Annotated in this window: 26 protein-coding genes and 1 tRNA gene; 13 read left to right on the plus strand and 14 right to left on the minus strand. The window is 63.2% G+C overall.

All coding sequences use genetic code 11. The features are described from left to right. Positions 1 to 163: 163 nt before the first annotated feature. Positions 164 to 718, plus strand: a complete 555-nt coding sequence (cysE, locus tag HBNXHr_RS06405; RefSeq protein WP_275740532.1) for a serine O-acetyltransferase — start codon at positions 164 to 166, stop codon at positions 716 to 718. A 38-nt stretch (positions 719 to 756) separates the two neighbouring features. Beyond that, positions 757 to 1,329 (plus strand): DNA-3-methyladenine glycosylase 2 family protein, encoded by a 573-nt coding sequence (locus HBNXHr_RS06410; RefSeq protein ID WP_275883589.1) that lies wholly within the window; start codon positions 757 to 759, stop codon positions 1,327 to 1,329. A 19-nt stretch (positions 1,330 to 1,348) separates the two neighbouring features. Here the strand turns inward: HBNXHr_RS06410 and dnaJ are convergent, their stop codons facing one another. From dnaJ to HBNXHr_RS06445, 7 genes are all read right to left on the minus strand, one after another. Then, a complete protein-coding gene (dnaJ, locus tag HBNXHr_RS06415; protein ID WP_275883590.1) occupies positions 1,349 to 2,512 on the minus strand; it encodes a molecular chaperone DnaJ in 1,164 nt (387 codons plus the stop codon). A 274-nt stretch (positions 2,513 to 2,786) separates the two neighbouring features. Next, on the minus strand, positions 2,787 to 3,482 hold the full coding sequence (locus tag HBNXHr_RS06420; RefSeq protein WP_275740537.1) for a molybdopterin-binding protein: 696 nt from the start codon (positions 3,480 to 3,482) through the stop codon (positions 2,787 to 2,789). 102 nt (positions 3,483 to 3,584) lie between these two features. Continuing rightward, the gene (locus HBNXHr_RS06425; protein ID WP_275883591.1) at positions 3,585 to 4,349 is read right to left on the minus strand and encodes a DUF5803 family protein; all 765 of its coding nucleotides are present in this window, start codon (positions 4,347 to 4,349) and stop codon (positions 3,585 to 3,587) included. Continuing rightward, on the minus strand, positions 4,346 to 5,035 hold the full coding sequence (locus tag HBNXHr_RS06430) for a DUF2110 family protein (protein ID WP_275883592.1): 690 nt from the start codon (positions 5,033 to 5,035) through the stop codon (positions 4,346 to 4,348). The genes HBNXHr_RS06425 and HBNXHr_RS06430 overlap by 4 nt, the downstream gene beginning before the upstream one ends. Further along, positions 5,035 to 5,559, minus strand: coding sequence for a transcription factor E (tfe, locus tag HBNXHr_RS06435; protein WP_275740543.1), 525 nt, complete (start codon positions 5,557 to 5,559; stop codon positions 5,035 to 5,037). The genes HBNXHr_RS06430 and tfe overlap by 1 nt, the downstream gene beginning before the upstream one ends. Before the next feature lie 100 nt (positions 5,560 to 5,659). After that, entirely contained in the window at positions 5,660 to 6,196 is a 537-nt protein-coding gene (locus HBNXHr_RS06440) for a tRNA (cytidine(56)-2'-O)-methyltransferase (RefSeq protein ID WP_275883698.1), read from the minus strand. 4 nt (positions 6,197 to 6,200) lie between these two features. Beyond that, positions 6,201 to 6,917 (minus strand): thioredoxin domain-containing protein, encoded by a 717-nt coding sequence (locus HBNXHr_RS06445; RefSeq protein ID WP_275883593.1) that lies wholly within the window; start codon positions 6,915 to 6,917, stop codon positions 6,201 to 6,203. A 195-nt stretch (positions 6,918 to 7,112) separates the two neighbouring features. Between HBNXHr_RS06445 and icd the strand changes: the two genes are divergently transcribed. The 6 genes from icd (at position 7,113) to HBNXHr_RS06475 (ending at position 11,832) form a co-directional block, all read left to right on the plus strand. Continuing rightward, positions 7,113 to 8,390 carry an NADP-dependent isocitrate dehydrogenase gene (gene icd, locus HBNXHr_RS06450; protein WP_275883594.1) on the plus strand — a complete coding sequence of 426 codons (1,278 nt, stop codon included), beginning with the start codon at positions 7,113 to 7,115 and terminating at the stop codon, positions 8,388 to 8,390. 259 nt (positions 8,391 to 8,649) lie between these two features. Beyond that, the gene (locus HBNXHr_RS06455) at positions 8,650 to 9,330 is read left to right on the plus strand and encodes a helix-turn-helix domain-containing protein (protein WP_275883595.1); all 681 of its coding nucleotides are present in this window, start codon (positions 8,650 to 8,652) and stop codon (positions 9,328 to 9,330) included. Next, positions 9,327 to 10,013, plus strand: coding sequence for a hypothetical protein (locus tag HBNXHr_RS06460; protein ID WP_275883596.1), 687 nt, complete (start codon positions 9,327 to 9,329; stop codon positions 10,011 to 10,013). The genes HBNXHr_RS06455 and HBNXHr_RS06460 overlap by 4 nt, the downstream gene beginning before the upstream one ends. A 101-nt stretch (positions 10,014 to 10,114) precedes the next feature. Continuing rightward, positions 10,115 to 10,582 carry a GNAT family N-acetyltransferase gene (locus HBNXHr_RS06465; protein ID WP_275883597.1) on the plus strand — a complete coding sequence of 156 codons (468 nt, stop codon included), beginning with the start codon at positions 10,115 to 10,117 and terminating at the stop codon, positions 10,580 to 10,582. Between the two features lie 5 nt (positions 10,583 to 10,587). Beyond that, on the plus strand, positions 10,588 to 11,112 hold the full coding sequence (locus tag HBNXHr_RS06470; protein ID WP_275883598.1) for a DUF5817 domain-containing protein: 525 nt from the start codon (positions 10,588 to 10,590) through the stop codon (positions 11,110 to 11,112). Between the two features lie 306 nt (positions 11,113 to 11,418). Further along, positions 11,419 to 11,832 (plus strand): hypothetical protein, encoded by a 414-nt coding sequence (locus HBNXHr_RS06475; RefSeq protein WP_275883599.1) that lies wholly within the window; start codon positions 11,419 to 11,421, stop codon positions 11,830 to 11,832. A gap of 44 nt (positions 11,833 to 11,876) precedes the next feature. Here HBNXHr_RS06475 and hmgA read toward each other — a convergent pair whose 3' ends face one another. From hmgA to HBNXHr_RS06490, 3 genes are read right to left on the minus strand one after another with little or no spacing between them, the layout of a single operon-like run. Further along, the gene (hmgA, locus tag HBNXHr_RS06480; RefSeq protein WP_275883600.1) at positions 11,877 to 13,088 is read right to left on the minus strand and encodes a hydroxymethylglutaryl-CoA reductase (NADPH); all 1,212 of its coding nucleotides are present in this window, start codon (positions 13,086 to 13,088) and stop codon (positions 11,877 to 11,879) included. Positions 13,089 to 13,142: 54 nt separating this feature from the next. After that, positions 13,143 to 13,391, minus strand: coding sequence for a flagella cluster protein (locus tag HBNXHr_RS06485; protein ID WP_275740562.1), 249 nt, complete (start codon positions 13,389 to 13,391; stop codon positions 13,143 to 13,145). 34 nt (positions 13,392 to 13,425) lie between these two features. Further along, a complete protein-coding gene (locus HBNXHr_RS06490) occupies positions 13,426 to 14,202 on the minus strand; it encodes a fumarylacetoacetate hydrolase family protein (RefSeq protein WP_275883601.1) in 777 nt (258 codons plus the stop codon). A 122-nt stretch (positions 14,203 to 14,324) separates the two neighbouring features. Here HBNXHr_RS06490 and HBNXHr_RS06495 point away from each other — a divergent pair, with 122 nt between their 5' ends. The 3 genes from HBNXHr_RS06495 to surE all read left to right on the plus strand — a co-directional run bounded on the left by HBNXHr_RS06495 (position 14,325) and on the right by surE (position 17,365). Then, a complete protein-coding gene (locus HBNXHr_RS06495; protein WP_275740566.1) occupies positions 14,325 to 15,086 on the plus strand; it encodes a prephenate dehydrogenase/arogenate dehydrogenase family protein in 762 nt (253 codons plus the stop codon). Further along, on the plus strand, positions 15,079 to 16,497 hold the full coding sequence (locus HBNXHr_RS06500) for a methyltransferase domain-containing protein (protein WP_275883602.1): 1,419 nt from the start codon (positions 15,079 to 15,081) through the stop codon (positions 16,495 to 16,497). The genes HBNXHr_RS06495 and HBNXHr_RS06500 overlap by 8 nt, the downstream gene beginning before the upstream one ends. Positions 16,498 to 16,564: 67 nt before the next feature. Continuing rightward, positions 16,565 to 17,365: a 5'/3'-nucleotidase SurE gene (gene surE / locus HBNXHr_RS06505; protein ID WP_275883603.1), complete on the plus strand. Its 801-nt coding sequence runs from the start codon at positions 16,565 to 16,567 to the stop codon at positions 17,363 to 17,365. 20 nt (positions 17,366 to 17,385) lie between these two features. Here the strand turns inward: surE and HBNXHr_RS06510 are convergent, their stop codons facing one another. From HBNXHr_RS06510 to HBNXHr_RS06520, 3 genes are all read right to left on the minus strand, one after another. After that, positions 17,386 to 17,559: a DUF5786 family protein gene (locus HBNXHr_RS06510; protein ID WP_275740572.1), complete on the minus strand. Its 174-nt coding sequence runs from the start codon at positions 17,557 to 17,559 to the stop codon at positions 17,386 to 17,388. 65 nt (positions 17,560 to 17,624) lie between these two features. Then, positions 17,625 to 18,458, minus strand: a complete 834-nt coding sequence (locus HBNXHr_RS06515; protein ID WP_275740574.1) for an HD domain-containing protein — start codon at positions 18,456 to 18,458, stop codon at positions 17,625 to 17,627. A gap of 47 nt (positions 18,459 to 18,505) precedes the next feature. Beyond that, on the minus strand, positions 18,506 to 18,982 hold the full coding sequence (locus HBNXHr_RS06520; protein ID WP_275740576.1) for a redoxin domain-containing protein: 477 nt from the start codon (positions 18,980 to 18,982) through the stop codon (positions 18,506 to 18,508). Positions 18,983 to 19,122: 140 nt separating this feature from the next. Between HBNXHr_RS06520 and tatA the strand changes: the two genes are divergently transcribed. After that, positions 19,123 to 19,407: a twin-arginine translocase TatA/TatE family subunit gene (gene tatA, locus HBNXHr_RS06525; protein ID WP_275740577.1), complete on the plus strand. Its 285-nt coding sequence runs from the start codon at positions 19,123 to 19,125 to the stop codon at positions 19,405 to 19,407. 73 nt (positions 19,408 to 19,480) lie between these two features. Beyond that, positions 19,481 to 19,553 (plus strand) — tRNA-Arg (locus tag HBNXHr_RS06530). A gap of 131 nt (positions 19,554 to 19,684) precedes the next feature. Here HBNXHr_RS06530 and HBNXHr_RS06535 read toward each other — a convergent pair. Continuing rightward, the gene (locus tag HBNXHr_RS06535; RefSeq protein ID WP_275883604.1) at positions 19,685 to 20,338 is read right to left on the minus strand and encodes a lactate utilization protein; all 654 of its coding nucleotides are present in this window, start codon (positions 20,336 to 20,338) and stop codon (positions 19,685 to 19,687) included. Between the last annotated feature and the right edge of the window lie 168 nt (positions 20,339 to 20,506).

Raw genomic sequence — 20,506 nt, forward strand, 5'->3', positions numbered from 1 at the left:
CCGGTTTGGGGAGGCCCGAAACCGGCAGCACCCCCAACCGATCTGATAGATTTAAGCCCGTGGGTCTACTAGGGTTGGTAACCGTGGCTTGTTCCCCTTGGACGGTCGTCGCGTCCGCGGCCCGGGCTGTCCGAGATCCCAGCCCGTCCACCCTTTGATACGCATGCTACAGCAACTACTCGACGACGTACGAACGGCCAAGGCGAAGGACCCGGCGGCCGAAGGCACAGCGGAAGTGCTGTTGACCTACTCCGGGCTTCATGCAGTCTGGCTCTACCGGATCGCTCACGCGCTCTGGGAGCGGGATTTCCACCTGACAGCGCGCATCATCTCCCATTTCGCACGGTTTTTGACCGGGGTCGAGATCCACCCGGCAGCCGAGATCGGCGAGCGGTTGTTCATCGACCACGGCATGGGGGTCGTGATCGGCGAGACCGCGGTGATCGGCGACGACGTTCTCATGTATCACGGCGTCACGCTCGGTGGGAATTCCATGCGCCGGGAGAAGCGCCACCCGACCATCGAGGACGGGGCGAAGATCGGCGTCCGTGCCTCCCTCATCGGTGACATCACCATCGGCGAGAACGCCACTGTCGGTGCCGGTGCGACGGTCCTGTCGGACGTCGACGCGGAGACGACCGTCGCAGGCGTGCCCGCTGAACCCATCGACGACGGGACGACCGTCGAGACGCGCGTCCCCTGCCGGGACGACGATTGATCGACGTATTTTTATCCGGCGGCTTGGCCCCATCGGTCATGGGAGAACCACACAACGTCCTGCGGGACGATCCGGCGATGGCCCCGCTCATAGCCGAACACGGCGAACTCTCGATCGAGCCGGCCGAAGACCCCTTCGAGCGTTTGGTCACTTCGGTTGTCCGGCAACAACTCGCAGTCGCTGCCGCTGACGCGATAGAAGAGCGCCTTTACGAGCACTTCGACGTGACGCCGACCGAAATGCGGAGTGCTTCTATCGATGGACTCCGTGACGTGGGCGTCTCTGAACGGAAGGGAGAGACCATCCAAAATATCGCAATTGCATTCGACGAACGCGACTATTCACGCGAATCGTTCGATGGCCGGTCGGACGAGGCAGTCATCGACGAACTCACCGATATCTCCGGGATCGGTCCGTGGACCGCGAAGATGTTCTGTATGTTCGCGCTGGGCCGTGAAGACGTGTTTCCGGTTGAGGATCTCGGTATCCGGAAGGGGATGCAGACGGTTTTCGATGACGAGATGGAGCGAAGCGCCATGGTCGCCCGCGCCGAGCGCTGGCAGCCGTATCGCTCGATCGCCTCGCTGTATCTCTGGCGCGTCGTCGATTGAACTGGGGGACCGACCCACCCTACAGCGAGCTCTTCAGCCGGTCGAAAAAGCCCTGTTCGACGTCGATCTCCTCGCCGCTTGCCTCCGCAAACGCTTCGAGCGCCTCGCGTTGCTCGTCGTTGAGCGATTCCGGCGTGTAGACCTGGACGGTGACCAGCAGGTCCCCCTGTCCACGCCGGCGGAGCCGAGGCATGCCCTTGCCTTCCAGGCGGAACGTCTCCCCACTCTGGGTGCCGGCGGGGATGTCGACCTCGACGGGCCCGTCGAAGGTCGGCACCTCCACCGTATCGCCCAGCGCGGCCTGCGGGAACGTGATCGGTGCGGTGTAGTGGAGGTCGTCGCCGTCGCGCTCGAAGTCATCGTGATCCGCGATCTCGACTTCGATCAGGAGGTCGCCGTTGGGACCGCCGTGTTCGCCGGGTGCGCCTTCGCGTTCCATCCGCAGCGACTGGCCGTCGCGGATACCGGCGGGGACGTCGACGCTGAGGGTCGCCTCGTTTCGCACGACACCGTCGCCCCGACACGTCGAACACGTCTCCTCGTAGAGTGTCCCATCGCCATCACACCGTGAACAGGTCGTCGTTTGCTGGACGCGACCCATCGGCGTCCGCTGGACGCGGGTGACCTGTCCACGTCCCTCACACTCGGGGCAGGTCCGGGAGTCGGCATCAGGGGGATGGCCCTCGCCGCCACAGTCAGAACAGGTCTCCGGGCGCGTGACGGTGAACTGCTTTTCGACGCCCTCGTAGGCTTCGTCGAGGCCGATCGAGAGGCGTGTCTTGAGATCCTGGCCCTGTCGCGGGCGGTCACGACGACGGCCGCCGCCACCCCCGCCGCCGAAGAACTGATCGAAGATGTCCTCGACGCTGCCAAAGCCTCCACCGCCGAAGGGATCGCCCCCACGTTGACCGCCGGCACCACCCCGTCCACCGCGGTCGTCGAAGCCCCCACGTTTTTCCGCCTGCTCGAATCGGTCGTGGCCCATGCGGTCGTAGGCCTGGCGTTTCTCCTCGTCGGTGAGGACTTCCTTTGCCTTCTTTGCCTGTTTGAACTTCTCTTCGGCGTCAGGATCGTCGCTCACGTCCGGATGATACTCGCGTGCTTTCTCGCGGTAGGCTTCCTGGATCTCCTCCTCGCTCGCATCGCGGGAGACACCCAGAACGTCATAGAAGTCCTCGCTCATTCGTTATCGAGCGATAGGCGATTGAGACACTTCAAAAGACCGGGTTGATGACGCCAGCGATCCCCGCCACCCGTCTCACTCCCACCCGGGAGTGGTTCCGGCGTGTTCTGCAACGGCGGGATGGTTTAAGTTCCGCGGGGTGCTACGGTTGGATATGTTCACTCCGCTCTCGTCGGGGGTCGATACGACGGTGATCAACGTCGCCGGTGCGGTCGTCGGCCTGGGCAGTGTTGTTCTTGCGCTGGCGTGGTGGCGCTACCTCGCCCGCTAACGGTCACTCTGTGGCTGAGAGCTCAACCCGGTCGCGGAGCCACGCAGTCGCGCGTTCGACGGCCGTTTGATCCGGACTGGAGATCTTGATGCGGACGGTCTCGCCCGGATAGCTTCCGACAGTTACGTCAAAGCGCTCACTGAGCGTTTCAATCCGATCCAGCAGCGCACTCTCGGGTTCGTCGACGTGGATGACTTCGACGTGTTGCTGTTCACCCGCAAAATCCGCGTTTACGACGCCGAACATGGCTTTCATCTCTTCCGGGACGCCCGGGAGGACGTAGACGTTCGCGAGCACACACCCCGGTGCGACCCCCTCGTGGTTGGGAATCATTCGGGCACCGGCCGGGATCGCCGCCGTCCCGTCGGCGAGGTCTTCGCGAGCGTAATCCCGATGGTCGGCGAGCCAGTCAAGGGCGGCCTGATCCTCGACGAGAGCAACGTCGAACGCCTCGGCGACGGCGTCCATCGTGACGTCGTCGTGTGTCGGCCCGATCCCGCCCGTCACCAGCACGGCATCGTACTGTGTCCGATACGCGTCGACAGTCTCGGCGATGTCCGCCCGCCGGTCGGGCACGACCGTGATTCGATCCACGTCGACGCCACGGTCGGTCAACTGCTCGGCGAGCCAGGCGGCGTTCGTATTGACGGTATCCCCCGCGAGAAGTTCGTCACCGACGGTGATCAGCGCCACGCGCATATCGCGTCTCGGCACCCGGCGAATAAAGGGATGACGCCCGCCCGTAGCCGGCAGCTTCCGGACATCGGGTACGAGACCGGGCTGAACGTTCGATCACAGTCACTACCGCATGCCCGGCGGCGGCCCGCGGTCCCGCGGATCGTCGTCCTCGCTCTCGTCTTCGACATCGAGACCAAGCTCCGTTCGCTCGCGTCTGAGCTTGGCAATTTCCCGACGGTAGTAGAGCACCCCGATTACCGCGACCGCGACCGCGAGCGCCACAAGCCCGCCGAACAGCAGGATGTCCCGTTCGAGATAGGTCTTGACGGAGATCGTGTTCCGGTCAAGTGAGTCCCACTGGAGTACGACACGGTCCTCGACCTGCTCGGTTTCATAGCCACCGGGAACGACTCGCGAGACGACCGGCAACCCGACACGTTTGTTCGGCGGGAGCGCGACCTCGTGTGACCCCTCGACGAGCGTCCGGGTACGGAAGTTCGGCCCGGACCGCTCAGCGGTGAACGCGACAGTGCCGTTCCCGACGGGTGGTTCGAGGACCACTTCGGATTGGCCCGTCGAGACCTCGTAGACTGAGTCATTCCCAACCGTGCCATTTGGGTATTGGAACTTGAGTCCCGAAATCGGAATCGCCATTTTAGATCCGAGGCCGTCTTCGAGGAATAGCTCCAGCGAGTCCTGATTTCGAATCTCGATGACCGCCGTATAGTTGCCTCCATAGAGTCGGTAAGTGGCGTTGGCGTCGGTGTCCCAGTCGTAGGTTGCGTTCTCGGCGAGGTCGGCGTCGCTGACTGGCGAGAGACAGCCTGCTAGCGCGAGCAGGCCGAGCAGTCCGAGGAGGCCGAAAACAAGACGTGTTCGACCCTTCATGGCACGACTGCAAGCAGTTCCGCGGGGAGATACTCACCCACGCTGGCAAGCAGCCCGGGCGGATCCGTTCCCTCACGGCAGACGACACTCTGTTCGAGCAAGCCGAGGCGCTCGACGGTCACGATGTCCTCGGCGTGGCCGGCGCGGTTGACCGTCGCGCGAACCTCCGCGCGGGTCGCGCTATTGACGTTCAATCGACCCATCCCGCGGGTCCACTCGTAGAGCCGATCGCGCTCGTCGTCGGCAAGTCGAGCCGTCGGCGGTGTCTCACCGTCCCCATCGGCAAGGCAGACGAACCGGAGCGGGAGGTGCTGGACGAGCCCGAAGCGCGTCCGAATCTGCTCGGGCGTTCCCGGCCCCAGTCCGATCTCGTCGGCCGGAATCCGGACGGGGCGACCCGCATCGAGAACGAACCCGTCGTCGTCCCAGGATTCGAGCGTCCCGACGTACGTCTCCTCGGGGACGAGATGGGGGGTAATCTCGCCGTATTCCTCCCGGAGGAGGTTCCGGGCGACTTCGGCGTCCGGTCCCGTGACCGTCACCGACGGGAAATCGTCGTTGCGGAGCCCGAGGTCGTATTCGACGTCGAGTTCGCCGAGGTCGTTGTCGAGAAGCGAGCCCAGTGAATCAAGCGCCCGGTCGCGAGCATCGCCGTCGACGTAGCATTTGGTTGCGAGGACGACCATCAGGTGTCGATATCCAGGTTGAGTTCGCTTTCGAGTTCGTCGATCCGTTCGTTCATCGCGTCGATAAGTGCCGTGTTCTCCATCGCTTCGAGCGAGGAGCCACAGTCCGGACACTCGAAGCTGTAGTCCATCGCGTCGGCGAACTCGAAGCGAATGCCACAGTTCTCACACAGGTAAAACTCGTGGTCGAGTTCGTACTCACGCCGTTCCTCGAGACCTTCAAAGAGGTCGTGCATCTCCGATTCGAGTTGTTCGGGGATGTTGTCGTATTCGAACGTCCACAGATACGTCAACCACCCCGAATCCTCGTCACGGAGCCGGCGGTAACTCGCCAGGTCGTTCTCGTAGAGAATGAACAGCGCCCGGCGGACGTCGTTGAGTTCCAGACCGAGTTCCTCGGCGAGTTCCTCGTCCGTGACCTCGCCGTCGGGCGGTGCGGCCGCGACCGGCATGCCCGTCGGTCCCACGAGTTCGTGGAGGTACTTCTGTATGACGGGATCCTCGAGATATTCCTCAAAAGCCATTGTGTACCCATCGGGCGGTGACTCGTTTAAATTCTCCGAACGATGGGCGCGAGATCCTGCGGCTGGCCAGCCGCACTCGATTCATGCTCCGAGGACTCCACTACTCGACCTCTTCGACTCGCTTGCCCGTCTTCTTCGGAACGACGCGCTTGTCGGCGTCTTTCCATTCTCGGTCGAGTTCGCGCCCGTCGAACAGGCGATCGAGAAAGACCGAGAGCGCCGCTATCTCGGAGTGGGGCTGGTTGGTGACGCCGACGTTCCAGTCTGCCCGATCGTACACCTCGAAGGATACTTTCTCCGCCCCGACGACCACCAGCAGCGGCTCTTTTCGGTGGCTCGCCCTGATCTCGTCCTCGACGCGCTGGACTGGCTGGCCGTACATCGTGAGGTGGACGATCGATCCCTCCCAGGATCGAAGCCGGCCCAGCGGGGAGTCAGTGACTTCGACCTCGAAAGGGCCACCGAACCGGTCGGTGATGTCCTCGATCGTCTCACGTCGGCCTTCGGCTGCCGATTCGAGGATGATCCGGTCGGCACCGAGCGCCCGTGCCGTGAGTCCGACGTGGGTCGTCATCCGTTCGTCGCGGCCTGGTCGATGGCCGAGGCGGAGAATGACGACTTCGGGTTCGTCCTGCATTGGTTCAGGCATTCGACGTTTTCTCGTCGAGCGTCGTTCGAACTGCCGACTCGTTGAGTGCATTGACTGCCTCGCCGTCGATGACCAGTGTGGGCGTTGAACTGATACCTGTCTGACTCACGGCTGTCGCCGTGGCCTGGACTCTTTGCTTGTACGTTCTGTCTTCGATGGCAGTCCGGACCGCGTCGACATCGCTGACGCCGACGTCCTCGGCGAACCCCACGAGACGATCGGTCGTCGCCCACGTCTCCCGGGGGTCTCCCTGGCTCGCCATGACGTACTCGTGATACTGCCAGTATGACGCAGGATCTGTGTGCCAGACCGCGAGTCCGGCCTCCGCCGCCCGCGGTGCGTCCGTACCCATCCAGGGATTCCCATTGATGTACGCCAGCGCACGATGCTCGATCGCGAGAGCACCCGGTTCGACGTACTCCTCGACGATCGTCCCGAGAAATCCCGTCGAAAAGTCCGCACAATGGGGGCACTTCCAGTTGGCGACGTACGTTGCGGTCACCGGCGCGTCGTTGGTCCCCATCGTCTCGTAGACGTACTCCGATGCATCGCTCGGGATCGGTGCGTTCGCAACTGGGCCGTCAGGCACTTCGACGTTCGCCTGGCCCCCGAACAACCCGCCACAGCCAGCTAGACCGGCGGTTCCTGCGACTGCGAGCCCCCCGATAAATGCCCGGCGCGTCGACCGGGCAGCACTGTCGTCAGTCATGTGTCACTGTTCGGACAGCCACGGATAAAACGTCTGTCGTTCGCGGCCGGTGCTGCTCGAATATCCGTCAGTCGAGTGCACGTCCCCGTCGTCCGAGAAGTCACCGCCGGAAGTGGAATCGCGGAAAGGCGTGCCGGGAGTGCGGTTCTCGCGGAAAGCGGCAGGCCTTTGTAAGCCACGGGCGAGGGTCGGAACATGGCAGACGGATACGACCAGGTCTCTGTCCCCAGCGAGGGACAGCCCATCGAAGTCATCGACGAGGACGCGGACGAACTGGACATCCCCGAGAACCCGATCATCCCGATCATCCACGGTGACGGGATCGGCAAGGACGTCGGCCCCGCCGCTCAGAAGGTGCTCAACGCCGCCGCCGAGGCGACCGGCCGCGAGATCGCCTGGATGCGGGTCTACGCCGGCGAGTCCGGCCGTGAGCGCTACGACGAGAACCTCCCGGACGATACGGTCAACGCGATCGACGAGTTCCGTGTCTCGATCAAGGGGCCGCTGACGACGCCCGTCGGCGCTGGCTTCCGGAGTCTGAACGTCGCGCTCCGCCAGACGCTGGATTTCTACGCGAACGTCCGCCCGACGTACTATCTCGACGGCGTCCCTTCGCCGATGAAAGCGCCCGAGGAGATGGACATGGTGACCTTCCGGGAGAACACCGAGGACGTCTACGCCGGCATCGAGTGGGAGGAAGGCACCGACGAGGTCGAGGAAGTTCGTGACTTCGTCGAAGAGGAGATGGGTTTCGACGAGACGATGCACGACGGCCCGATCGGCATCGGCATCAAGCCGATCACGGAATACGGGTCCAAGCGCCTCGTCCGGAAGGCCATCGACTACGCCATCGAGCACGACCGCGACAAGGTCACGCTCGTTCACAAGGGCAACATCATGAAGTTCACCGAGGGGCAGTTCGGTGACTGGGGTATGGAAGTCGCCGAGGAGGAGTACCCCGACGACGAGGTCTTCGCCGCGCCGGACTCGCTGTGGGAGACCCAGGACGAGGTCGACATTCCGGAAGACGCCGTCATGGTCGAGGAGCGCCTCGCCGACGCGATGCTGCAGTGGATGCAACTCCGGACCGACGAGTTCGACGTGCTCGCGATGCCGAACCTCAACGGCGACTACCTGAGCGACGCCGCCGGCGCACAGATCGGCGGGCTCGGTATCGCGCCGGGTGCGAACTTCGGTGACGCACGCGTGCTTGCCGAGCCGGTCCACGGCAGCGCGCCGAAACGCGCCGGCCAGAACATGGCTAACCCGACCGCGATGATCCTCTCCGGCCGCCTCATGTTCGATTACATGGGCTGGGACGAGGCCGCTGATCTCGTCCGTGACGCCGTCGAGGAGACCATCTCGTCGGGCAAGGTCACCTACGACCTCGAACGACAGCTCGAAGACGCAGAGAAGCTCGGCACCGAGGAGTATGCCGAGGAGATCGTCGCAAACATCGAAGAGTTGGCCTGAGGCCAACTCCTCGGCTCTGGCGGCGTAGCCGCCAGAACATCGAGAAACTGGCCTGACGCAGATCCCCTGTTTCTACCCGCTAATCAGCCGAATCCTGGTAGCCGGCGAACATCGGGAGGTACGAGTGACTAGAAGAGGAAGTCTTCTGATACAACCGGTGGGAGGGGGCATAGTGGTGTTCGCTTCGATCCATCTGTCTCTACACACGATCGTCACGGGACGCGAAGATTTATCCTTGTTATCTGTATAGAGATAACCAATGATGGACTCCGTCGATCCCACCGCAGCGAAGATCGTTTTGGCTGCGAGCGAGGGTGATTCGATCCGCCGGATCGCTCAAAAGATCGACGGCACGTATTCGTGGGTCTACACCTGGGTCGAACGGTTGGAAGAGATCGATGTCGTCGAGCGCGCCGATGGGATTCGAGTGACTGCGCCAGAGGTCCGGGACGGCTATGCGGAGTTGATGGCCTCGATCGCCCGACAGACGTCGCCCGGTGTCGAGGAGTCGTACGTGATCCCACACTTCGCCGGGATGGACTTCGCGTTCACAAAGATCGATGCCGTCTACGTCTGGACCCATGGCGGATATCAGATCGCTCGCGGTGGTGACGCCTACCCGGTCTTCATCCAGGTCCACGACGCCGATGTCGGGCAGTGGCAATCGTTCTTCGAGCGGTACGACATCCCGTGCGTGATTGGCGAACGCGATGACTCGGTCGTTGAGGATGTCGAACAATCCGTCTATTACAGCGTGTATCCGACGACGGATCCGATCGATCCCGAGTGGGTCGAGGGGGATCCCGTCGTTCCCTTGTCGGAAACGATCGAGTATATGCGGGAGTACCGGTGGAACTTCGAGCCGGCGTTGGAGATGGTCGCCGACGAGTACGACGTGGATATCGACGTGGATAGCCCCAGCTACGCCCCAGCACAATGAGTCTACCCGCTCGCGAACAGGAATTACTAACGACACTTGAGTCGATCAACGGCGCGTCCCTACCGTACGTTCTCGTCGGTGGCTGGGCCATCACCGCGTTCAATCAACGCTTCTCCACTGATGTCGATCTCGTCGTCCCCGTGGAAGCGGTCGAAAACTACGAGTCGTTTCTCGGCGTCCGAGACTACGACCGGACGAGTGAGCACGATACGAATGGCATCTACGAAGGCCAGTTCATCCAGTATTCGAAGGATGTCGGCAATCCAGTGAGCATCGAACTGATGGTGGATGCGCTCCGCTGTCGACAGACAGAAGCCGAGTGGTCGTATCGGTATCTCGACCAGCACGCCCAATCCGTCACGGTCGGACGAACGCAATCGGTGACCACGCGGATCCCCGAACGGGAACTACTTCTCGCGATCAAACTCCACAGCGGGCGATTTACCGATGCCCGTGACGTGGTCGCAGCCGCTGACGACGCTGACTTCGATCGGATCGAAAAGCACCTTCACCGTGGGGATCCAGACGCGCTCGCCAAGCAACTGCGTACCATCGATGATCAACTGACGGACGAGTCGTTCGTCGACTCGTTCAAGGGCGAATTCCAACAGCAAACGGTGCCGGAAGGGACAATCGAACGCGTCCGTGAGTTTCTGGCCACACAGCGGGATCGACTCCAGTGACCGCCATCGCAAACGTAGAAATCATCGGCTTTGATCCCGGTCCGCGACCGACGAACGCAACACCCTTTGACCGTCACCGCCTACGCTGCTCCGTCACGAGAATGACCGCCACCGACTACCGCATCGAGGTCGACGGCGACCGCGAGGACGCCTACGACGTCCGCTTTGCCGTCTTCGTCGAGGAGCAGGGCGTCGATCCGGACATCGAGATCGACGACCACGAGGACGAGGCCACTCACTTCGTCGCCTACGCCGACGGCGACCCTGTCGGCGCGGCGCGACTCCGGGAACCCGAGGCCGGCGTCGGCAAGGTCGAACGCCTGGCGGTCCTGGAGTCCTACCGAGGCCAGGGACTCGGCCGAGAACTGATGGACGCCGTCGAGGCCGCGGCGCGACGACAGGGACTAACGCGGCTGATACTCCATGGACAGCTTCGCGTCGTCGATTTCTACGAGCACCTGGGCTACGAGCAGGTCAGCGACGAGTTCGAGGAGGCCGGCATCACGCACGTGAAGATGGCCAAGTCGATAGACCGAGCGGAGGATTCAAGCCCGTCCGGTCGGAGATGACGGCCATGTACTCGGTGGTCGGGTGTACGGAGTGCAGCGCGCTGTGGGTGATCGAGGGGCGACCCGAAACCTCACAGTGTCCACGATGTGGCAAGCGCCGGCAGTTCGACCTCCTCCGGAAGTTCGCACAGACCGAAACGGCCGACGCTGCCCGGCAGGCTCGCGCGGCGATGCTCGCCGAACGCCAGGATCTGGGCGAGGCGTTCGACGGACTGGACTCCTACGCCGAGATGGAGACTCGAATCGACGAGGACGTGATCGATCACGACACGTATCTCGAATCGAAGGGCGTCGATAGCAACGAGGCCGCCGACGCGGGTCGACGCGCAACGGAAGGGGCCGGCGGATCGACCAGCCGCGAGGAAATCGTCCGTACGGCACTCGCCGAGCTGGACGACCCGGACGAGGATGCAGTCGTCGAATACGCCGCCGAACATGGGGTGCCCGAGGATTATACCCAGCGAGCGCTTCAATCCCTCCTCAGAGCCGGCGACGTCAGCGAAAATCGGGGGACGTATCGTCTCGTTTGAGGACGCTATGCGATGCCGAGTGCCCTGAGCACGCCGTAGGCGAGCAACAGGATCGTCAACGAGCGCTTGATCACGCCGAGCCAGGGCTGGATGCGTCCGGGGATCGAGTTGTCTTTGGTGGCCATGTGTCTCACTTCTGGGGACGCCCGCCGGTGCTCGCCGACGGCCGCCGAGTTGGTGTTTGCGGGCGGCACATAAACCGCTCAGCCGTCCGCCCACGGCGAAAGTGAAGGTGAGCCCGTGGATCGTCCCGGCAATCGCCGATTTTCGCACAGTTTCAAGAGGATCGGGTACCAATTGGGGGGTGTGAGTACTCGTGAGTCGACCGACCCGATGGCCATCGAGCCGTTGATCTGCGGGATCGCACTCGCCATTGCGGGTGTCGTTGCCGCCGGTGCATTCGCGCTTGATCTTCGCGTTCGCCTCGGGAGCTACGAGGTACTGAGCGTCATTGCGGGCGTCCTCGCGATCGGGCTGGGAACGTGGGGGCTGTATGCGGCAACGAAAGGGCGATACCGGACTGGTGTCGGGTCACTGTCGGGGGCGGCCGGGTTCACACTCGTCTTTCTCGCACCGCTCGCGAAGTCACCCCTCCTGTTCGCCGTCGTCGGTGGACTGTTCCTCGCGCTCAGTGGCCTCTTTCTCATCGCTACTGGATACGGCTACGCCGTTGTTGTCGACGACACGGCCGAGGCAACGACTGAGGCCGACGACGGGTGAGCATTTCCGCGTTGATCGTCGCTCTGTAGCTACGGGGCTGCCGTTCACCGACCGAGTTCCTCGTGGGCGCTGGAGAGATGCCGGGAAGCTAACGCGGCCAGCAAGGAGAGTTCGCCCGCCAGCGCGGTCGTCGCGATGATCTCTGCGAGTGCTTCGGCGTTCGAGCCGACTGGATCGCCGCCGCCGGCGACTCCCAGGATCGAGAGAGCTTCGGACTGGGTCGGCAGGGCCGTCCCGCCGCCGACGGTGCCCACTTCGAGCGAGGCGAGCGTTACGCTGGCGTAGAGGCCGTCCTCGCGGGCTTCGAGGCTCGTGATCGCGTTCGATCCCTCGACAACCTGGGCCTCGTCCTGGCCCAGCGCGAGGAAGGCCGCGCCGACGATGTTGGCGACGTGGGCGTTGAACCCGAGACTTCCGGCTTTTGCACTCCCCACGAGATTCTTCCGCGTGTTGACCGCCGCGATCGCCTCGCTGGTCGTATGAAAGGTGTCCTCGACGAGGTCCTCTGGGAGGAACACGTCCGCCGCGACCGTATAGCCCCGTCCCTCGACGGAGTTGATCGCCGCCGGTTTCTTATCGGAACAGAGGTTCCCCGAAAGTGCAACCAGTTCCGCCGGCGTTTCTGCTTCGACGAGTTCGCTCGCCGCCTCGCTGGCGATAGTCACCATGTTCATCCCCATGGCGTCGCCGGTGTCGTACCGGAACCGGAGGAAGACCGAGTCGCCGACGACGTACGGCGTCACGTCCTCGAAGGCGATATGCGGGTCGGTGTCCTCGGCGACCGCCGCGAGTTCGGCCTCGTTCTCGCGGACCCAGTCGGCGACTTCCTTGGCCTCGCCGACGTCCGCGACGCTGAAGACGGGGGCGCGGGTGATCCCCGACTTCATGATACGGGCGGTCGATCCGCCGGCGTCCCGGATCGCCGTGACGCCGCGATTGACACTGGCGACCAGCGCACCCTCGGTCGTCGCCAGCGGAACGTTGTACTCGCCGTCGGCCGCCTCGCCGTCGACCGGGAGCGGTCCCGTGACACCCATCGGGATCTGGACCGTCCCGATCATGTTCTCGATGTTGGGCTCGGCGTCGGCGGCGTCGATCGAGTACGAGCCGACTGTCTCTAGATCGGCGTCGGTCTCCTCGGCGATGTACTGCCGGCGGGCGGCAGTCGCGTCGTCCGGATCGGCTATCTCTTCGAGTTCGTACAGCCGGAGCTCCCCGCTGCGGAGGCGCTCGACCAGGTCAGTTACCGCTGCCATGCCCCTACACTCGACAGCCCGGCCCCTAACAGTTTGCCTTCCGGGGAGACTGCGTCACTCCTGGTGAGTCAGCACAAGCAACTGCTCGTCCGTCCGAACCAGACAGAACGGCCCGGGCGGAGACGAGAACGTGTGCATCCGCTTTTCGGAAATGAGCAACCGTTCGAAGGGACGGCCACAGGCTGGACACCCGAACCCCTCGCGATTTTCGAGGTGCGTCGTCTCCCGATCGTCCTTCAACAACTTGAGTCCGTGACGGTACTCATGCACGTCGAACCCGTCCGCGACGTCGAGTTGTTCCATTGTCTCCGTGGCGTCAGTGTCTGCTGGCGAGTCGTCACTCGGGGATGTGAACGCCGTGTTCGAGCGTCCCGATCCCTTCGATCTCGATTTCGACGGTGTCACCGTCTTCGAGTGGCCCGACCCCGGATGGCGTGCCCGTCGCGATCACGTCGCCGGGTTCGAGCGTCATGTAGTCGGTGATCTCGGCGATCAACTCGGGCACCGAGAACACCATGTCCTCACGGCTGCCCGACTGGCGAGTCTCGCCGTTGACCCGGAGTTCGATGCTCGCGTCCGCCGGGACTTCTTCCGGCGTTGCCAGTACAGGCCCCATCGGCGCGGCATTGTCGAATGCCTTGCCGCGGACCCAGTTGGTCTCGACGCGCTGATCGTCGCGGTTCGAGAGATCGTTGAAGCAAGTATAGCCCGCGATGACGTCCTCGGCCTCGCTCTCGCTCACGTCGTGGCAGGTCTCGCCGATGACGACCGCGAGTTCGGCCTCGTGGTCGATGCGTTCCTTGCCGGCCAAAAGCGAGACCGTCGAGCCGTGGCTCGCCACCGTGTTTGGCGGTTTCAAGAAGAGCAACGGACGATCGGGAACGTCGGCATCCTGCTCGTCGGCGTGATCGACGTAGTTGCGTCCGATACAGACGATCTTCGTCGGCTGTGAGGGTGGCAACACGTCGACATCCTCGGCCGGGTACGTTCGGTCGTCCGTTGGGATGGACGCGGGATCCCCTAATGCAGTCGTAACGTACGCTTGCCCCTCTTCGACGACCCACCGTCCCCCCCGAATCGTTCCTGCCGGGTCACGAAAGCGGACGCGCTTCATGCCCCCGACTATTTATTCGGGCGTGTTAGCGCTTTCGAAGGGGCATCGATCGTTATATTTCGCTGACGACACCGGCTGGCGAGGCGAACTGCTTTTGGGTCGTCCCGGAGTATCGAAGTGGCATGAACGTACTCGTCGTCGGGGCCGGGGAAATGGGCCAATGGTTTGCCCGGACTCTCGACGAACACGCCGCTGCTTCACTGGATTTTGCGTTCGCCGACACCGATTCGGCGGTGGCCCGGACCGCGACAGCGACCGTCGGCGGCCGAGCCGTCTCTCCGGACACCACAGAACGCTTCGACCTGGTCTGTGTCGCCGTGCCGATGCCGGTGACCGTCGACGCGATCGAAACGTACGCTTCGAACGCGAAACGGGCGATCTGTGACGTGGCGGGGATCATGGCCGACCCCGTCGCGGCGATGACTGACCACGCCCCGGACTGTGAACGCGTCAGTTTTCACCCGCTCTTTGCCCCGGCGAACGCCCCCGGAAACGTGCCGCTGGTGGCTGACGAATCGGGTCCCGTCACGGACCAGGTTCGTGACGCCCTGGCGGCGGCCGGCAACGACCTCTTCGAGACGACCTCCGAAGAACACGACGCGGCGATGGAGACTGTCCAGGCCAGGACACACGCCGCGATCCTGGCGTTCGGTCTGGCTGGCGAATCGGTCCCGGATCGATTCCAGACGCCGATTTCCGCCGGGCTGTTCGACCTGCTCGAAACCGTCACTGGCGGCGAGGCGCGCGTCTACGCCGACATTCAGGCCGCCTTCGAGGGGAGCGAGGACGTGGCGGCGGCGGCCGAGCGGCTCGCCGACGCCGACGACGAAACGTTCGAAGCACTGTACCGAGCGGCTCGACCGGACGAGGGCACCGATGAGTGACGAACAGCGCGACGCGATCCTGGATAGCGTCCGGTACCTTCGGAACGTGCGGCCGATCGATCCTGACGAGATCCAGGAGTACGTGGCCCAACGACCCCATCCGGGCGTCGTCAAACAGACAATTCGGGAGTCCGCCGTCGAACTCGGCCTCCGCGAGCGGGATGATGGCACCTTCGTGCCGGCTTCCGAGGGACCGCTCGACGCAACTGTCGACCAGGTCGAGGCGTTCCCGGAGCGGTACGCCCGGGTGCTCGAGAATCTGCTGGTCGGGGAGTTCGGGGCCGGCTGGCCGGATGGGGAATCCGGTGAGCAACTCCGCTCGCGAATCCGATCCATCAAGGAGTCGTACCTCCAGGGAGCCGACGTCGCGTACGACCGGGTGACCGCGCTTGCGTACGGGATCTATCACCTCCCCGATTACTACGCCGTCGGGCAATACGCGCTGGAACCATTGCTTGCCGCCGACCGCTTGCCGACACAGCTCCGGGTGCTTGATGTCGGGGCCGGCGTCGGCGGTCCGGGACTGGGGATCATAGATCTCGTGTGTGAGGGCGGCGGAATCGTCGATTACCATGCCGTCGAGCCCAGCGACGCCGCCGATGTCCTCTCGGAGCTGCTGGATGAAACTGGACGAAACGCACACACGACCATCCACCGCGAGCGCGCCGAGGATTTCGATCCGGCCGGCACGTTTGATCTGATCATCTTTTCGAACGTCCTCGACGAACTCGATTCCCCGGCGGCCGTCCTCCGAACGTACGCCGACGCGCTCGAATCCGACGGATCGATCCTGGGACTTTCGCCTGCTGATAAGCGAACGGCGACCGGCCTTCGGACGATCGAGCGAGCCGTCGAGGACACCTACACGATTTACGCGCCTACCGTGCGCCTCTGGCCCGGCGAAACGCCCGCCGGGAAGTGCTGGTCGTTCGATCGCAAGCCCGATCTGGCGGTGCCGCCGTTCCAGGAGCGGCTTGAGGACGCCTGCGACGATCCCGACCATGACGACGGCGAGTTCGAGAACGCCGATGTCCAGTACGCATACTCGATCCTCCGGAAAGACGACGCGACGGCGATCGAGTACACGCCGGATGCATCACGCGTCATGAAAATGGCCGACGCCGACGGGTATGTCACCGACCGGGTCGACGTCGTCGGGATCAAGCTCAGTCCGGATCTACGCTCGGGTCCCGACGCCAACCCGCTCTTTCTCGTGGGCGACGGCAGCGAGGGGACCGACCACTTCGCCGTCCTGACCCGGGAGTCGACGCTCAATCGCGATCTGGTCGCGAGTCAGTACGGCGACTTGCTCTCCTTCGAAAACGCGCTGGCACTCTGGAACGACGACGAAGGGGCGTACAATCTGGTCGTCGACGCCGAAACAGTCGTCGACAGCGTGCCGGTTCCCTGAACGGCGGACGGCTCCGCGCTGGCACCCCGCGAGGAAGGTTTTTGCGCCCGCCGACCCGAGTGCGCGCATGAACGACGAGCCGACGATCCTGCTGACGAACGACGACGGCATCGACAGCGTCGGTCTGGGGGCGCTGTACGAGGCGCTCTCCGCTGTCGGTGACGTAACTGCCGTCGCACCAGCCGACGACCGGAGTGCAGTCGGTCGGTCGATATCCACGAACGTCGGCGTGACTGAACACGAACTCGGCTACGCTATCGACGGCACGCCGGCGGACTGTGTCGTTGCCGGGATGGAAGTCCTCGTTCCCGACGTCGACATCGTCGTGGCTGGCTGTAACGACGGTGCGAACCTGGGGGCGTATGTCCTGGGCAGATCCGGAACGGTGAGTGCAGCCGTCGAAGCGACGTTCTTCGAGGTTCCCGCCATCGCCGTCTCGATGTACGTCCCCGTCCGGGACGACGACAAGTGGGACCCACTCACGGACGAACCGGAGTCCTACGCGAACGCGACTCGCGCCACCCGGTATCTCCTCGAGCATGCGCTGGAATCGGACGTCTTCGAGGAGGCCGACTACCTCAACGTCAACGCACCGCTGGCCGTCGACGGCGAGGCGACGGCACCGATGGAGATCACGACGCCCTCACGGGTCTACGAGATGGGGGCCCTCAAAAACGGCGACGAGATCGAACTCCACGATCGCATCTGGGAGTGGATGGCAGAGGGCACCATTCCGGATCCCGATGGGACCGACCGCCGGGCCGTCATCGAGGATCGCGTCAGCGTCTCGCCGCTGACGGCACCACACACGACGGAGCATCACGAGACACTCGACGAACTCGCGGACGAATACGAGAGAAGAGGATAGAGAACAGCCTGTAGGCGCTTTTAGTCTTTCATGTCCTGGAGTTTGTCCAGGAGTTCGTCCTGTGAGGCGTCCGCTTCGAAGCTCACGTCCCCATCGTGGTCGGTCGCATCGACGTCGACGCTCTCGCTGTCGTCGATGTCCGAGCCACTGGCCTGATTCTCCTGTTCGGATTCATCGTAGCTTCCGAAGCCCATAACAATGGGATAGAGGGGGTCGACCCTCTAAAGCGGTCCGGTGTTGGATTCGGTGTGTGGCTCTTTCACAATTCGATCCGCTCGACGATCCGGTCGGTATCCTCGCGGGTGTTGATGGCCACGATCCGGAGGAACTCCTCGAGACCGGAGTTGTGGAGTTTCGATTTCAGGAGGTTATCGACCTGGTAAACGCCCGCGGCGTTGGTCATCTCGATTTCGACGAGGACGGGGACTCCGTCGCCGGTCCGGAGGTGGACTGCCTCGATCGCCTGGCTGGAGACGGTGTTGATCCCGCGGCCACCGTGTTCGTACGGAATCCGTGACCGGCCACTTTCCATGTCCAGCGCATCAGCCACCCGCACGACGCCGGCTTCGAGTGTCAGTGGTTCCTCCGCGGTGTCGTGACAGAGGATCGCATGAAGGACTTCACTCTTGACCCGGACCGCTTCGGCGATGTCGTAAAACGGCAACTCAGACAGAATACGGTCCAGTAGGTCCGCTGCCAGCGGAATCGAGTAGTAGGGATGGTCGTCCCGGTGGACAACGTGGCCGATGTCGTGTAGCGTCGCGGCCAGAGCGACGATGACGGGTTCGTCAGCCTCCGCAAGTCCCTGTTCGCGTGCGCCGTTGAACGTCACACCGCCTGCTTTCAATAGGTCGTACAGGCATAGCGCTCGGTTCCGGACGATCGTGATGTGTTTTTCGCCGTGGTCGTTGTACTGCTTGCGCGTCACGGGATTGACGTTCTGTGCCGATAAGTACGCCTGGATTTCGGCATCCGTCGTGACGTATTCCAGAACCTCCGTGAGCCGTTCGTCGGGGAACGTATGTTCCGCCTCCGGATCGTAGATTCGACCTGCGCTTTCAGCTTCACTGCCGGCATCTGACGCGTTGCTCATAGAGGCTACAGCGGCCGGGTCGAGAAAAATCGGTCGGCTGTGCGGCGTCAGGCTGCGTCGGCTGCGGCTTCGAGTACCTCGTCGTAGTCCGGCTCGACGCCGGGGTCGTCGCTGACCCACGCGTAGGTGACCTCGCCGTCAGCGTTGAGGACGAACACCGAGCGCTTGGCCACGTCGTAGACGCCGAGGTCGTCGAAGTCCATCGTGAGATCATAGGCGTCGACGATCTCTTTTTCGGCGTCGCTGATCAGATCGAAGGGCAGTTCGAGTTTGTCACGAAACTCGTTGAGCGCGAACGGCGAGTCGACGCTGATGCCGTACAGCGTCGCGCCGGCTTCCTCAACCTCCTGGATGCGGTCGCGGAACGCGGTCATCTCGTGGCTGCAGACGCTCGTGAACGCGCCCGGGAAGAACGCGAGCACGAGCGGGGCTTCGTCGAGATGTTCCGAGAGGGTGAACGAATCGACATCGCCGTTTGCGAGTGGTGCGGTGAAGTCCGGTGCAGAGTCGCCTTCTGATACCATTGCGCTCCATGCTACGGGTGAGTCCCGCAAAGGTGTACCGCTCTCGACAACCCTGACCGCTGGTCGACCCCGGGCGCGTTCCAACGAGGGGGCGACTAGCAAAAAGACTATAATAGACAGTAGGTAAGAATCAGGTAGCGATGTTCGAAACAACAATCCTGCAAGTACCCGGCATTCCCGGCGGGGCGGAGGTACTCCTCCTCCTATTGCTCGCCGTTCTCCTGTTCGGGGCAAACAAGATTCCAAAGCTTGCCCGGTCGAGTGGCCAGGCCATCGGCGAGTTCCAGAAAGGACGTGAACAGGTCGAGCAAGAACTCGAAGAGATCCAAAGTGGCAGTTCCCTAGACGACGAATCGTCCGACGATGCTGGCGTGACGTCGGCTGACGCTGACGCCGACTCCGAAACCAGCACGAGCACCAACTGAGCGGTTTGGCGCGCGTCGAATCGCACGCCACAAACCCAACAGTTTTTCTTTGGCCTCACCCCATTTTCCGGTAGGACGCGTGGCCTAGGGGACAGGGCGAGAGGTTCCTAACCTCTCGATCGCGGGTTCGAATCCCGCCGCGTCCGTTCACGTTTCACGTCGTCGTGTTCTTGCTGACGACAAAACTCCCCTTCCGGCAGCTGTGCAGTGGTCAGTCTGACACATCTGGGCGGTAGAACGCTGGCGAGGTCTGGAGGATCGGTAAAGACGGACTGTGTCAGTATCCGAGCTGCTCGCGAACCAGGACGACGGTCGTTCGCCCGTCTTCGAGTTCCTGTCGGAAAATGAGCTGTTTGGCAATGGCGCTTTCGACGCCGTAAGCGTCCTGGGCGCGTTCGTTCTCCAGGGGATAGGCGACGGATTCGAGCCGCTCGAACGCGGCGTCGAGGTCAGCGACGATCTTGTTCACACCGCTGACGATGACGACGTTCCCGGCGGCGAATGGATAGGCACCGATTCGGCTCCCCGAACGGTCGGCCGCTACTAGTTCCCCGTTCTGTGTGACCGCGTTGATCCCGCCGAGGAAGTACTCGGCTGTCTGGGACTCACGGCGTGCGGCCTGTCGGTCGGCGTCGTCGTCGATGCTCCAGATCTCGTCGGGAAGGCTCTCCCACTCGTGGTCGCCCTCGCTGAGGTACTCCGTGAATCCGATCTCCTCGAGGGTCGTCGAGTGGCCGTTCATCACGGTGGATCCCGCCGGAATGTGCGACTGGATCGTTTCGAGGGCATCCGCGGCGCTGTCGACGACCGCAACGTCGAAGCCGTTGGCTTCGAGATTCGCCACCGCCTCCTCGATGGTTTCGTCGTCGGGGAGTTCGTCGAGCGATGCGTCGATCTCGGTTTCGGCTATATAATTTTCTTTCTGCGACATGGCCATGAAACTGCGTGATTGCAGTACTCGGTAGAAGCGGATGGTGTATAAGCGCTCGCGGACGTCGGTGTTAGATGGTGACGTGAGTGTTACCGGCCCCGTTGGGAGGATCGCACACGACCGACTGGGGGAGCCGCTTCTCATGGATACCACGTCGGTTCTGGCGGG

Source organism: Halorhabdus sp. BNX81 (assembly GCF_029229925.1).
Lineage (GTDB): Archaea > Halobacteriota > Halobacteria > Halobacteriales > Haloarculaceae > Halorhabdus.